The 12,456-nt window shown below is 58.8% G+C and carries 14 protein-coding genes; 5 read left to right on the top strand and 9 right to left on the bottom strand.

Features of this window, described 5'->3' with window-relative positions; genetic code table 11:
- The first annotated feature begins 1 nt into the window (after position 1).
- From cyoB to cyoD, 3 genes are read left to right on the top strand one after another with little or no spacing between them, the layout of a single operon-like run.
- Positions 2-1,975 (top strand): cytochrome o ubiquinol oxidase subunit I, encoded by a 1,974-nt coding sequence (gene cyoB, locus JZ00_RS26795; protein WP_039594240.1) that lies wholly within the window; start codon positions 2-4, stop codon positions 1,973-1,975.
- A 2-nt stretch (positions 1,976-1,977) separates the two neighbouring features.
- On the top strand, positions 1,978-2,592 hold the full coding sequence (gene cyoC / locus JZ00_RS26790; RefSeq protein WP_039594239.1) for a cytochrome o ubiquinol oxidase subunit III: 615 nt from the start codon (positions 1,978-1,980) through the stop codon (positions 2,590-2,592).
- Entirely contained in the window at positions 2,592-2,921 is a 330-nt protein-coding gene (gene cyoD / locus JZ00_RS26785; RefSeq protein WP_039594238.1) for a cytochrome o ubiquinol oxidase subunit IV, read from the top strand. Before cyoC ends, cyoD begins: the two co-directional genes overlap by 1 nt.
- Before the next feature lie 71 nt (positions 2,922-2,992).
- Here cyoD and JZ00_RS26780 read toward each other — a convergent pair whose 3' ends face one another.
- The 6 genes from JZ00_RS26780 to JZ00_RS26755 form a co-directional block, all read right to left on the bottom strand.
- On the bottom strand, positions 2,993-3,925 hold the full coding sequence (locus JZ00_RS26780) for a phosphatidate cytidylyltransferase (protein ID WP_039594237.1): 933 nt from the start codon (positions 3,923-3,925) through the stop codon (positions 2,993-2,995).
- A gap of 1 nt (position 3,926) precedes the next feature.
- The gene (locus JZ00_RS26775; RefSeq protein WP_039594236.1) at positions 3,927-4,547 is read right to left on the bottom strand and encodes a lysophospholipid acyltransferase family protein; all 621 of its coding nucleotides are present in this window, start codon (positions 4,545-4,547) and stop codon (positions 3,927-3,929) included.
- A 197-nt stretch (positions 4,548-4,744) separates the two neighbouring features.
- Positions 4,745-5,209 (bottom strand): hypothetical protein, encoded by a 465-nt coding sequence (locus tag JZ00_RS26770; protein WP_039594235.1) that lies wholly within the window; start codon positions 5,207-5,209, stop codon positions 4,745-4,747.
- Positions 5,206-6,543: a phosphatase PAP2/dual specificity phosphatase family protein gene (locus JZ00_RS26765; RefSeq protein ID WP_039594234.1), complete on the bottom strand. Its 1,338-nt coding sequence runs from the start codon at positions 6,541-6,543 to the stop codon at positions 5,206-5,208. The genes JZ00_RS26770 and JZ00_RS26765 overlap by 4 nt, the downstream gene beginning before the upstream one ends.
- Complete coding sequence (locus JZ00_RS26760) at positions 6,543-8,300, bottom strand: bifunctional alpha/beta hydrolase/class I SAM-dependent methyltransferase (protein WP_039594233.1); 1,758 nt, start codon at positions 8,298-8,300, stop codon at positions 6,543-6,545. Before JZ00_RS26760 ends, JZ00_RS26765 begins: the two co-directional genes overlap by 1 nt.
- Positions 8,301-8,310: 10 nt before the next feature.
- Positions 8,311-8,934 (bottom strand): CDP-alcohol phosphatidyltransferase family protein, encoded by a 624-nt coding sequence (locus JZ00_RS26755; RefSeq protein ID WP_039594232.1) that lies wholly within the window; start codon positions 8,932-8,934, stop codon positions 8,311-8,313.
- Between the two features lie 157 nt (positions 8,935-9,091).
- On the opposite strand from JZ00_RS26755, the gene JZ00_RS26750 reads away from it, so the two are divergent.
- Positions 9,092-9,550, top strand: coding sequence for a GNAT family N-acetyltransferase (locus JZ00_RS26750; protein WP_039594231.1), 459 nt, complete (start codon positions 9,092-9,094; stop codon positions 9,548-9,550).
- A gap of 15 nt (positions 9,551-9,565) precedes the next feature.
- Here JZ00_RS26750 and JZ00_RS26745 read toward each other — a convergent pair whose 3' ends face one another.
- Complete coding sequence (locus JZ00_RS26745; protein ID WP_039594230.1) at positions 9,566-9,802, bottom strand: hypothetical protein; 237 nt, start codon at positions 9,800-9,802, stop codon at positions 9,566-9,568.
- 416 nt (positions 9,803-10,218) lie between these two features.
- On the opposite strand from JZ00_RS26745, the gene JZ00_RS26740 reads away from it, so the two are divergent.
- The gene (locus JZ00_RS26740) at positions 10,219-10,578 is read left to right on the top strand and encodes a DUF6124 family protein (protein WP_039594229.1); all 360 of its coding nucleotides are present in this window, start codon (positions 10,219-10,221) and stop codon (positions 10,576-10,578) included.
- A 1,210-nt stretch (positions 10,579-11,788) separates the two neighbouring features.
- On the opposite strand, the gene JZ00_RS32115 is transcribed toward JZ00_RS26740, so the two are convergent.
- The gene (locus JZ00_RS32115) at positions 11,789-11,965 is read right to left on the bottom strand and encodes a contact-dependent growth inhibition system immunity protein (RefSeq protein ID WP_160300884.1); all 177 of its coding nucleotides are present in this window, start codon (positions 11,963-11,965) and stop codon (positions 11,789-11,791) included.
- Positions 11,955-12,456: RNase A-like domain-containing protein (locus JZ00_RS31115; RefSeq protein WP_327184576.1), on the bottom strand; the 502-nt coding region annotated here is incomplete at its 5' end. The genes JZ00_RS31115 and JZ00_RS32115, both read right to left, overlap by 11 nt.

The raw sequence follows: 12,456 nt of genomic DNA, 5'->3' as shown, positions 1-12,456 counted from the left end.
AATGTTTGGAAAACTGACGCTGGAGGCGATCCCGACGGATGAGCCGATCATCATGTGGACCCTTGCAGTGGTGGGGCTGATCGCCCTGGCCGGCATGGGTGCCATCACCTACTACCGCAAATGGACCTACCTGTGGAAAGAGTGGTTTACCTCGGTCGATCACAAACGCATCGGCGTGATGTACATCGCCGTCGGCCTGGTGATGCTGCTGCGTGGCTTTTCCGACGCAATCATGATGCGCACGCAACAGGCGATGGCGTCCGACGGTTCGCCCGGCTATCTGCCACCGGAACACTATGACCAGATCTTCACCGCCCATGGCGTGATCATGATCTTCTTCATGGCGATGCCATTGGTGGTGGGGCTGATGAACATCGTCGTGCCCTTGCAGATCGGTGCCCGGGACGTGGCGTTTCCGTTCCTCAATGCATTGAGTTTCTGGCTGTTCGTCGCCGGGGCGATGTTGGTGAACATTTCCCTGGCGGTCGGTGAGTTCGCCCGCACCGGTTGGGTCGCTTATCCGCCGCTATCGGGGCTTTCCTACAGCCCCGGGGTCGGGGTTGACTATTACATCTGGTCATTGCAGATATCCGGGGTCGGGACGCTGCTCACCGGGGTGAATTTCTTCGTCACGATCCTGAAAATGCGTACACCCGGCATGACGCTTTTCCGCATGCCGGTGTTCACCTGGACGGTGCTGTGCACGGCGGTGCTGATCCTGGCGTCGTTTCCGATCCTTACCGCGACGCTGTTCATGCTCAGCCTCGACCGTTACTTGGACATGCACTTCTTTACCAACGAGCTGGGCGGCAACCCGATGATGTACGTCAACCTCATCTGGGCGTGGGGCCACCCGGAGGTGTACATCCTGATCCTGCCGGCGTTCGGGATCTTTTCCGAGGTGGCGTCGACCTTCAGCCGCAAGCGCCTGTTCGGCTATCACTCGCTGGTATGGGCGACGATTGTCATTACCATCCTGTCGTTCATCGTCTGGGTGCACCACTTCTTCACCATGGGCTCGGGGGCGAACGTCAACGCCTTCTTCGGCATCATGACCATGATCATCGCCGTGCCCACCGGGGTGAAGATATTCACCTGGCTGTTCACCATGTACCGCGGGCGGGTGCGCTTTGAAACGCCAATGCTGTGGACGGTGGGCTTTATCGTCACGTTCAGCATTGGTGGCATGACCGGTGTCTTGCTGGCGGTGCCCGGCGCGGATTTCCTGCTGCACAACAGCCTGTTTCTGATCGCCCATTTCCATAACGTGATCATCGGCGGCGCCGTGTTCGGCTATCTCTGCGGCCTGACCTACTGGTTTCCCAAGGCCTTTGGTTTCAAACTTCACGACCGCTTGGGCCGGGCGGCGTTCTGGTGCTGGATCATCGGCTTCTACTTCGCCTTCATGCCGTCGTACTTCCTTGGCTTCATGGGCATGACCCGGCGTTTGAACCACTTCAACGTGCCCGAATGGGAACCGTGGCTGCTGGCGGAGTTGCTGGGCGTGGGCATCATTCTTTGCGGTGTGGTCTGCCAGATCCTGCAGATCTACTTCAGCATCCGCCAGCGTCACCAGAACCGCGACCTGACGGGCGACCCCTGGGACGGTCGCACGCTGGAATGGTCCACTGCCTCGCCACCGCCGTTCTACAACTTCGCCCAACAACCGGTGGTGGAGGGCATCGACGCCTATTGGGGCATGAAGGAGCGTGGCCAAAAGACCGCCGTCGAAGCGGATTTCCAAGCCATCCACATGCCGCGCAACACCGCGATGGGGCTGGTCATAAGCCTGTTCAGCCTGATCATGTGCTTTGCCCTGGTGTGGCATATCTGGTGGCTGGCGATCGTCGGGCTGGTGGCGACCATCGGCGGGGTGATCTGGCGCAGCGCCGATGACGACATCGATTACTACGTGCCTGCCGAGGAGGTGGCACATATTGAAAACCAGCGCATCAAGATGTTGGCGGAGGCTTGATCATGTCCAATCTCGTCCAGCCAAACGCCACTGCGCCGGAATCCGAACACGGGCACTCGGACGCCAGCTCCATGACCCTGTTCGGGTTCTGGATCTACTTGATGACCGACTGCATTTTGTTCGCAACGCTGTTCGCGACCTATGCGGTGCTTGGGCAAAGCGTTGCCGGTGGCCCTGGCGCCGCCGACATTTTCGAGCTGCCCTACGTCCTCGCGGAAACCTTCATCCTGCTGTTCAGCAGCATTACCTACGGCTTCGCCATGCTCGCCCTGGGTGCCGGCCAGAAGCAGAAGGTGCTGGCCTGGCTCGGCCTGACGTTCGTCCTCGGCCTGGCGTTTATCGGCATGGAAATCCATGAGTTCCAGAAGCTCATCGCCGAAGGCTACGGCCCGAACCGCAGTGCCTTTCTCACGGGTTTCTTCACGTTGGTGGGCACTCACGGCCTGCACGTCGCCACCGGCCTGCTGTGGATGGCGGTCGTGATGTTCCAGGTCCAACGCAAAGGCCTGACCACCGTCAACGCCACCCGCATGGGCTGCCTGAGCCTGTTCTGGCACTTCCTCGACGTGGTGTGGATCTGCGTGTTTACCGTGGTCTATCTGTTTGGAGTGATGTAATGAGCAGTCATCAGAGCAGCGTCGATGCCAGCCATGGCAGCGCAAAATCCTACCTCACCGGGTTCGTTCTGTCGGTCATCCTCACCGTCATTCCCTTCGCCCTGGTGATGTATCCCACATTGCCCAAGCCGATGACGGCGGCGATCGTGGCGATCTTTGCGGTGATCCAGATCGTCGTGCACCTGATCTACTTCCTGCACCTGGATTTCTCGCCGCAGCAGCGCTGGAACGTGACGGCGCTGGCGTTCTCGGCGGTGGTGATTGCGCTGCTGGTGGGGCTGTCGCTGTGGATCATGTACAGCGTGCACCACAATATGTTGGCGCACTAAATCGTCCGGCGAACCGCCTTTGTGGCGAGGAAATTTGCTCCCTTGCCACAGGTAAGCGGTGTGTCAGTACCTCAAGTCCACCAATACCGAACCAGGTGAAAGAAGATCGGCGCGGCGAAGCACACCGAGTCCAGCCGGTCGAGCATGCCGCCGTGGCCTTCGATCATGTGGCCCCAGTCCTTGACGCCACGGTCGCGCTTGATCGCCGACATGACGATGCCACCGGCAAAGCCCAGCAGGTTAATCAGCAAGGCGATGAGGAACGACTGCCACGGATTGAACGGTGTGATCCACCACAGCGCGCCGCCGATCAGCGAGGCCAGGAAAATGCCGCCGACAAAACCTTCCACCGTCTTCGACGGTGACAGGTTCGGCGCGATCTTGTGCTTGCCGAACAGCTTGCCGCAGACGTACTGCAACACATCCGAGAGCTGCACCACGATCACCAGATAAGCGATCAGCAACAGGTTGCGCCCTTCAAAACCAGCGATGTCCAGCGTCAGCAGGGCGGGCACGAAGGAGATGCAGAACACCGCGATCATCAACCCCCACTGCACTTTCGAAGCGCGCTCGAGGAAGTGCGTGCTGTCGCCGCCCAGCGACGCCAGGATCGGCAACAGCAAGAACACGTACACCGGAATGAAGATCGAGAACAGGCCGTACCAGTCGTAGTAGATCAGCAGGTATTGCAGCGGCAGCGCCAGGTAGAACGCCGCCACGAGGGCAGGGTAGTCACTGCGCCGGGTCGGGGTCAGCGTCAGGAATTCGCGCAAGGCATAGAACGACACGGCGTAGAACAGCAGGATCACCGCCGCGTTGCCGAGCCAGAACGCAATACCGATCACCAGCACCATGATCCACCAGGCGTTGATCCGCGCGTTGAGGTTCTCGATCACCGAGTTCGGCGCGCCTTTGGTCCGCAGCTTGAGAATGAAACCGATCAACGAAGCCAGCAGCAGAATCGCGCCGATCCCGCCAAACAACATCAAGGTATATCTATCCATGTCAGACGTGCTCCGGGGCCAGGGCCAGCAGCGCGGCGCGGCTGCGTTCTAGAAATTGCTCTTTGCTTTCGCCTTCTTCGATGCACAGCGGCGCGCCGAAACTGGTGGTGCACAGCAGCGGCAAGGGCAACACGCGGCCCTTGGGCATGACGCGGTTGAGGTTGGCGATCCACACCGGGATCACCTCCACCTCGGGATGGCTTTTCATCAGGTGGTAGATCCCGCTCTTGAACGGCAACAGGCCTTCATCCGGATTGCGCGTGCCCTCGGGGAAGATGATCAGCGAGTCGCCGTTTTCCAGCGCGTCGAGCATCGGCTGCAATGGGTTGCAGGAAGGATCCTTGCGCTCGCGATCCACCAGCACGCCGTTGAACACCCGGTTGATGATGTAGCGGCGCATCGGGCTGGTTTGCCAATAATCGGCCCCGGCGACCGGACGGGTGAGCTTGCGCAGCGCTGGCGGCAGCGAGGCCCAGAGCAACACGAAGTCACCGTGGCTGCTGTGGTTGGCGAAGTAGATCCGCTGCACCGGCGTCGGCGCGCAGCCGAGCCACAGGCTACGCGCGCCGGTGACCATCCGCGCGGCGGAGGTGATGAGGTTGGCGACCACGGGTTCGAACATGAGGATTCCTTGTCCTGAAAGCTTGAAGTTATGCGACATCTATCGCAGGCAAACAATGTGGCGAGGGAGCTTGCTCCCGCTGGGCTACGAAGTCGCCCTAACACTGAGGTCGCGGTTTATCAGGCAGATCATAGGGGAGGGCTTCGCCCCCCAGCGGGAGCAAGCTCCCTCGCCACAGAAGCCATTCATCTTCCTGTTTAAGTTCCAAGACCCGAGTAAACCAGCCAGGGACTCGCCAGGACAAAGCTCACCGTCAACAGCGCTTGGATAGTCACCAGCCAGGCTTGGCGGCGCAGCAGTCGCATCGAACCATGGCTGCGCTCAGGCCAGGACCGCCCGCCACGCTCGACCGGTTGCAGGCCGAGATTGGCAAGAGCCTCGTCCAATGCCTGGGTGCGTTCGGTCAGCGGCTTGCTGGCATCCGCGACGATCTGAAACAGATCGGCATCAAGGGCCACGCGAAACGCCAGGTATTTTTCCTGCATGCCGAGGACGAACACGCCAAAGCTCAGCAACAGCAGCCACGGATCGACGCTACCCACCAGCCATTGGCCCAGGCCGATCAGCGCCGCCAGCAGCGTCAGTCCGGTGGACAAATGGTCCAGCGATTGACCGCGGCGCAACAGGCTCGCCACGGTGTGCAGTTCGATGTCACTGCTCATGACCATTCCCCGAAGCCCGCGGATATTTGCCCCAACGCCTGGCGATGGGCCTTGTGCAGGACGACACGTGGGCGCACACGCTGGATCTGCGCAATGGCAGCGTCCACGCTGTCAGCGCGGCCCGTGCTCAACAACCAAGCCGCCACGGCGGTGGCGCTGCGCGAGTAACCCAAGGCGCAGCAGACCAGCACCGGCCCATGCTGGCGCAGGTGCTCGATTTTCTGCGCGGCGTCCAGGCATTGCTCGACAGTCGGTGCCGTCAGGTCGAGTACCGGCACGGTGCGATAGGCGATTGCCGTGCTGTCCATGGACAACTCGGCGCAGAGGTCGAGCACCGCGCTGAACCGACTGTCCTTCAGGGCAGCCGATGTAGGAATCCGCCCGAGCCAGACGTCATCCATGATCTGATCCGGCTGTGGGTGCTTGCGCGTCCACAGGCGGGAATTGATCCACGCCGCCGCCAGATAAGGTGCCAGCAACCAGCGCACCGCCGGGCTCAGTCGACCGTCTTCACGCTTCTGGAACCCGCTCGCGCCGAACAGCAGGTAATTCAGCGCCACCATCAGCACCGCCACCGCCGGCCAGATCAGCCAGAGCCACGCGCCACCGAAGGCAAACGCCAACGTGAACAACGCGGCGGCACCCACGCCATAACGCAGGGCCAGGCGCCGACGGGCCGGATCTGTCGTCAGTCGTGCACTGAACAGCGGGCTCGGCCGGTCCAGCGGCCACAACCAGACACACAACCACCCGGCCAGCGCACCGGTCGGCACGTCGACAAAATGGTGTTGGTAAGTGGTCAGCACCGACACGCCAATCAAGGCGAACCAGCCGTGCATCAACCAACGCCAGACGCCTTGCAGGTGGCGCTCATAACAGACCCAGAGCACCACCAGCAACGCGATGTGCAGCGACGGCGCCTGGTTGAACGGCTTGTCGAAGCCGGCCAGCACGTCGAACATCCAACCGAACACCCCATCCATTTCCGGTCGCGGGAAGGTGAACGTCAGCGGCCAGAGCAGGAAGCAACTGACCGCAATCGCCTGGGCCGTGAGCAGACGCAGCGCGTGGCGCTTGAGTTCGTCGCGGCTGTTGGGCAGCAGCAACGACAAGCCGTACAACAAGTCGATCGACCAGTACGGCACGATGGTCCAGGCCATGAACGGCATGTGGCTTTCCCAGTCGAACACCAGGCTGCCGACGTCGTCACGCTGGGCCGTGACCCAGGTGGCGAAGCCGTACGTGGTGAAGAACAGCGGCGCCAACAACAGCAGCCACAGCACCGCCGGTTTCAGCAGCGCGGGTTCGCGGGCCGGAGCGATGACGGCGCTCATTACTGAACCCGCTGCGCCAGCGAAACGCTGAAAATGCCCCACTCATCGACCCGCAGGGTGATCTTGCGGAAACCTGCCGCCTCGACCAATTGGTCCATTTCCGCCTGGGTGCGCCGACGCATCACCCAGGCCTGGCCGGCGCGGTGGCTGGTAAGGGCGCGGGCGATCAGTTCCAGTTGCGGGTGCCATGGCTGGCCGGTGTAGACCAGGAAACCGCCAGGCTCCACCGCTTCGGCCAGGCCGGCGAGGGACCCACCGACCATCTGGTTATCGGCGAACAGTTCGTACAGGCCCGACACCACGGCGAGGGTTGGTTTCGGTTCGAGCGCCGCCAGATCCTGGCGGTCGAACGCATCACCCTTGACGAAACGCGCGATGTCGCCGAGGCCTTTCTCAAGGATTAGCGCACTGCCGTCACGCACGTTGATGTCGCTGTAGTCGCGCAGCAGGATCGACTCCGGCAACGGGCTGACGCCTTGCAGCGCTTCGAGAATGTAGCGGCCATGACCGGCGGCGATATCGACGATACGCACCTCGCGGTCCTGGGCGCGCAACTCGGCCATCGCCAGGCGCAGCAGCTCTTCGACGTGCACCTTGCGCTGGCGAATGCCGCGCCAGCCGATGGAGTTCAGGTAGTTCTGGTCGATCATCTTGCCCAGGGCCGAGGTGCCGGTTGGGCGGTTGCGGTACACGTAATCCAGGGTGCTGCCGGAGTCGAAGCCGGTGTCGAAGCCCAGTTTCACCCCGGCCGACAATTTGCTGCCAAAGCGCATGCTGGCGCGGGTCATGCGCCAGTAAAGATCACGCAACGAGTTGTGCGGCAGCGGCGTCGCCAGGGTTTCGGCTTCGGCGCAGGTCACGCCCAGGCGATCGGCGTCCAGCAGGGAAGGGCGCTCCAGCGGACGGGCGAAGTTTTGCAGGATGAAGCGGCGGGCGCTGGCGATGGCTGGCGCACGGTTTTTCTCGCCGAGGGTGTCGTGGAAGAAGCCCGGCAGGATGTGCTTCTCTTTGTGCAGGCTGCCCAGCCGCTCGAAGAACTGTTCCTGGGGTTTACGATGCACGACGAAGTCGGAACCGGAAATCAACAACTGTGTCGGCACCTGGATCGCCTGGGCATCGGCTACAACCCGGTCGGCGGCTTCGTACAGGCCCAGCAGCACGTTCACCGAAATGGCCTTGGTGATCAGCGGATCGCTGTCGTAGGACGCGACTCGCTCCGGGTCATGGCTGAGGAACCTGGCCTTGACGTAACTGTTGACGAAGAAATTGCCACGGAACTTGCGCATCAGCGCCAGGCCCGGACGGGCGAACGGTACGTAGAGCTTGACCTTGAACGCCGGCGACGCCAGCACCAGCGAGCGAATGCGCGGCGCATAGTCGTGGACCCAGGTGGAAGCGATCACCGCGCCGACGCTTTGTGCGACTACGGCAATGTTCTGTTCGTCGATCTGGTGTGCCGCGCCGATGTGATCGCAGAAGGTCTGCACGTCCCGCGCGCTGGTGGCGAAACTCGGGCTGTCGCCCCGCTCGCCGGGCGACTGGCCGTGGCCGCGGGCGTCCCAGGCGAAAAACTCGAACCCGGGCAAATCCAGCTCATCCACCAAATGCGCGATGCGCCCGGAGTGCTCATGGCCGCGGTGAAACAACAATACGGCCTGGCGGGGTTCACCCGCCGTGGCCTCGACAGCCGGCCAGTGCCGGTAGAACAACTCCACGCCGTCGTGGGTGGTGAACGTCAGTTCCTGGGCTTCACGCATTGCAACTTCCTTATGCTGAGGGAGCGTTTTCCGTCACTTGGCTCAGGCCATGGCGGACCCGATTGACCAAGGTATAAACCAGCAGGGCGGCAACCACCGCCATCACACCATCAACCCACAGCGCCCCGAGCCAACCCAGGGCAATACCGGTCGCCAGCACGCCAAACACAAAGGCGCGATCACTCTTGCCCATCGGCCCGTCATAGCGCCGCGAAGCGCCGACCATCGTCCCCAACACACCGGCGTATTCGCTGAACAACGCCAACAGCGTGACCAACAACACGAGCAACAGGCTGGTATCGGGAAACAGGGCAAAAGGCAGGATCAAGGCAGCGTCGGCGATGATATCGCATAGCTCATTGAGGTAGGCGCCCAGATTCGACTGCTGGCCAAACTCCCGCGCCAGCATGCCATCCACCGCATTCAACGCCATGCGCAGGAACATCCACACCGGCACCAGGATGAACACCCACGGATGACTGGCGAACCACGCGATCACCGCCCCCACCAGCACGGAAACGACGCCCGCGAGCAAGGTCACCTGGTTGGCGGTGACGCCCTTGTCGTAAAGGCGCTGGACGGCGGGGCGAAGCAGATTCTGGAAGGCGGGCTTGAGTTGATAGATGGAAGGCATATGGACTGGGATCTCGGCCGAATTCGGGGCAGGGCTTGTGCAGATGCGAGATTACGATAGGTTGAGACTTTGCTGGTGGGTATTTGCTGGGAATGCGCGCGGGTAGGCATCTGCGCCCGTATACGCGGTGGAAAAGGACTACAGAAGGACGGTAAAAATGCTGCGAGTGGATTGGCTCCTCAACCACATGGATAAATGCAACCTGATGGCCGAATGGCTGTATCGGGAATTCACCTACGAATTCGCCCACCAATCACTCGGTCATTGGCAGGAGGAATTCTCGGCAGGGCAGCGCGATGGTCGCTGGAAATGCCTTATCGCCTTGGAACACGACCAGCTACTGGGCGGCGCCTCGCTGGCAAACGACGACCTGCCCGACCGCCCTGACCTCGGCCCCTGGCTCGCCTGCGTATTCGTCCACCCGGACGCCCGCCGCCGAGGCCTCGCCGCGCGATTGATCGAAGGCATCTGCAACCATGCCAAAGAAGCTGGGTTCGCGACGTTGTACCTGCACACCCACAGTGAACGGGATTACTACGCCAAGCTTGGCTGGGAAGTGCTGGAGCCCTTCGAGGCGTGGGGCAGGGAGCAGTGGCTGATGTCGCGGCGTTTATAACGTCGATATTGAGCGCTAGCCTCCAGCCCGCAATGGACCGCCCACCGGGACGTACTCGACCGGTGCTTCCCCGGGCAGGTTTTTTATAGGGTCTTCGGCGTAACCGTAGCCTTCTTCCTTCAGATTGATCGAATGCACGCTGTGCTCACGGGCAGTGCTGTCGGTGAGCTTGGTAAATAAGCTGTGATCGGCGGGCAGGGTGAAGCGATCACCGGGGTGGAGTTGGGCGAAGGTGAGGGTTGGGTGGTTCATGGTGGCGGGCTCCGAGTGGAGGTTGGTCTCTTTGGAGTTGAGCTCGGGTACCTGGATTGGGTTCCGTTTTCTTACAGTCGTCGCCCTGAAATCCGCAGCATTGATAGCTTGCCGACACCGCCTTGCGCCTTTGCCTACAACTACGCCAGAATCCGCCGGCTTGTGCTCCTGGGGCCATGCCGGTAGCTTGAATCTTGTCACTGCTCATCAGTGATCGGGTTTAGCAGCTCGTGGTGAAACAGGTTTTGCAAGACGTCATCCAGTCAGGAGTTCTTCATCCTGCACTTGATGGTGGCTGTGCGCAGGGCGTCCCCGGACGCGCCGGTTTCTTGTTTCCCCGGTCTGCTAACCTGCGTACGGCCGCCTCCCTCGTTTAGCAGCGAGTGGGTGATGGCTCCAGAACAGGAAGCAAGATAATGGCAAAAGTTACTCCCAATCCTCCGGACGCAGATGAACACGTCTCTCGTGCACAGTCCGCTCGCAACAAAAAAATCGACGATGCTGCCACTCGCGCTTTGGATTTCTATCTGAAACCCAAGCCCAAAAACGAAACTCCCGACAAATCCAACACCATTTTTCGTATCGATCCGGACGTTGACTCTGAGTGTTTGCTTGCGAATCTGAGTGAAAACTTGGCTTCGGCTAAGGCAATGATCAGTGATTTGGCGTTTGATCTGGATGGATCAAGGCGACATGTTGCGCTGGGGATTTTGCAGGTGATTGAGGTGAGTGAATTGTTGGCGAATCGGGCGTTGGATATTGTTGAGGTGAGCTAGGGGCGGGGACGTACCTACCCTTCAAATGAAAAAAGGTCTTGCTTGGCAAGGCCTTTTTTCATTCAGTACATGTTTAACGGGGTGCTGTTGACTTTGGCCCTCAATGGCAATCTTTTTCAGTTTGAGATACTTAAACTATAAGAACATCCATCTGGCCAGGGAAAACATGAGAGGGATGTACCACCAAGAAAAATAAAAATTATGATGATCCAGAGCAGTAGTCCGAACCCTAGTGACGAAATCCATATGCAGTTGGGTATGGTGATATTGGCGTTTTGCTGTCCCTCTGGGTCATTTTCCACGTGGTTTATTGCTGACTGCACTTGTATTAAGCAATAAAAGCATAGGGCTTTGGCTATGAGTGGGAATAAGTATTGTGCTCCTATGCTGTAGGGGAGTAGAGAAGAGTAAATCGTTAAGATAAAAGCAAGCATTAGTCCGCTAGCGAGCAGTCGCGGGCTCCATTTATATTGTTTTTGGAGGTTTTTTCCCTGATGATGAATTTTCATGAGTAAGGAGTGTATGAAAAATAGTCCCAGGAGTGTACGAGTCAGAGGGAACACCGTTGTGTTGGTGGCGGTTTGGTAAGTCTTCCAGTTCTTATATGTCCAGTAAAAAATATACAGGCCTAGCGTCAGCCAGAACATTACGAGCAGTTTATTTTTTGAGACTACGTAAAATGTTGTTTTTTTGGGCGAAGAGGGCTGGGCGTCTATATATGCTGCATCTTTCGGAAGGGGAGTCATTTCAAGAAGGCTCTGGTCGATTTTTTTAGGATAGAGAATGGAAGCGCCGCCAGAAGCGTTATCTAGCACCGTTCTAAATAATATTTTTTGTTTGGGCTTTTGTTGGGTCACCAAGGATGAACTGTTAGAGTCTATATTTTTTGAAGGGCAATTTTGTGACTGGCTTCCTAGTGGCACGGATTTTTAGGTTGAGGAAACGCAGCGGTTGTTCCAGACGGGGGCCGTTGCCGTGGCGCAGTCCGGTGAGTTTGCGGTAGCCGTTTTAGTGCGCCGCCCAAACGACTTCGCCTCGGCCTGCTAACCTACGTGCGGCTGTGTCCTCTTATGGGTGATCTGGAAGTGCATCGTCGTTATTCATAATGTCAAGGATATGAGTTAGCCAAATTTTTCCTGATTCCCAGTCTAGCCAATAGCAATAGTTACAAGGCATTTTGTCCATGATAAGTTCTCTAAGTTTTTCTTCGTCAAGACTGATTGCAAGTAGCGTTGAAATTTCTTCTTTGAGGGTTTTTAATGTTTTGAGGCGCCGAGTCCGCTATATAGGTTCTGATGATGTCATCAGGGTCCGATGAGTCGCACATCCAGTCTTGGTGGAAATAGCAGCCAAGAAATTGAAAGAGTTTAGGGTATTTATTTTTCATTTTTTTCGACGAATCCTGTGTGTAGGTTATATCCGGTAGGCGATTTGTTGGACTTCCTAAGGACCAAAGTCACAACCGAAAGGGGTTCCAATTTGCCAGTTTTACGTATAACGCCGACCCCGACGGGAGAGGGGAAGGATTGCTGTAGAAGAAGCGACTTTTCTAACGTGTCACTCAAAAAAATTTCTATTTCTTTTTTCTTCGTTTTCAAAACACTGGAGGCCGCTGACTCCGCCGTTGCTCTATCAGGAAATGTAGATGCGATAGGTACGTGAGGTTCGGAGTCAAGACGTTCTCTTAGTTGAGCTTCAGAGCGTCCTACGTGCTTTGCAATCAGGTGCCCACCGCGAGCCTCATGCGCAGCCAAACCTCCCCCGGGCACAATTTCGCTGTACGGCCCATCGGCCTCAGTATCGCCAGGGCAACATGACAACCCCAACGGATCCACCCACCCCGTCGGGTTCAGGGTGTACCGGTACCCGTTGAGCCCG

The sequence above is a fragment of the Pseudomonas frederiksbergensis genome (assembly GCF_000802155.2).
GTDB lineage: Bacteria > Pseudomonadota > Gammaproteobacteria > Pseudomonadales > Pseudomonadaceae > Aquipseudomonas > Aquipseudomonas frederiksbergensis_A.
Note: the sequence above shows the minus strand (reverse complement) of the source record. Positions and strands in the feature narration are given on the sequence as shown.

Excerpts from the sequence above, each read along its gene's own strand:
- JZ00_RS26750 (WP_039594231.1), top strand. The coding sequence starts at position 9,092 with ATGCTGCGAGTGGATTGGCTCCTCAACCACATGGATAAATGCAACCTG.
- JZ00_RS32115 (WP_160300884.1), bottom strand. The coding sequence starts at position 11,965 with ATGAAAAATAAATACCCTAAACTCTTTCAATTTCTTGGCTGCTATTTC.
- JZ00_RS26780 (WP_039594237.1), bottom strand. The coding sequence starts at position 3,925 with ATGGATAGATATACCTTGATGTTGTTTGGCGGGATCGGCGCGATTCTG.
- JZ00_RS26740 (WP_039594229.1), top strand. The coding sequence starts at position 10,219 with ATGGCAAAAGTTACTCCCAATCCTCCGGACGCAGATGAACACGTCTCT.
- cyoC (WP_039594239.1), top strand. The coding sequence starts at position 1,978 with ATGTCCAATCTCGTCCAGCCAAACGCCACTGCGCCGGAATCCGAACAC.
- JZ00_RS26765 (WP_039594234.1), bottom strand. The coding sequence starts at position 6,543 with ATGAGCGCCGTCATCGCTCCGGCCCGCGAACCCGCGCTGCTGAAACCG.
- JZ00_RS26755 (WP_039594232.1), bottom strand. The coding sequence starts at position 8,934 with ATGCCTTCCATCTATCAACTCAAGCCCGCCTTCCAGAATCTGCTTCGC.
- JZ00_RS26770 (WP_039594235.1), bottom strand. The coding sequence starts at position 5,209 with ATGAGCAGTGACATCGAACTGCACACCGTGGCGAGCCTGTTGCGCCGC.
- JZ00_RS26760 (WP_039594233.1), bottom strand. The coding sequence starts at position 8,300 with ATGCGTGAAGCCCAGGAACTGACGTTCACCACCCACGACGGCGTGGAG.
- cyoD (WP_039594238.1), top strand. The coding sequence starts at position 2,592 with ATGAGCAGTCATCAGAGCAGCGTCGATGCCAGCCATGGCAGCGCAAAA.
- JZ00_RS26775 (WP_039594236.1), bottom strand. The coding sequence starts at position 4,547 with ATGTTCGAACCCGTGGTCGCCAACCTCATCACCTCCGCCGCGCGGATG.
- JZ00_RS26745 (WP_039594230.1), bottom strand. The coding sequence starts at position 9,802 with ATGAACCACCCAACCCTCACCTTCGCCCAACTCCACCCCGGTGATCGC.
- cyoB (WP_039594240.1), top strand. The coding sequence starts at position 2 with ATGTTTGGAAAACTGACGCTGGAGGCGATCCCGACGGATGAGCCGATC.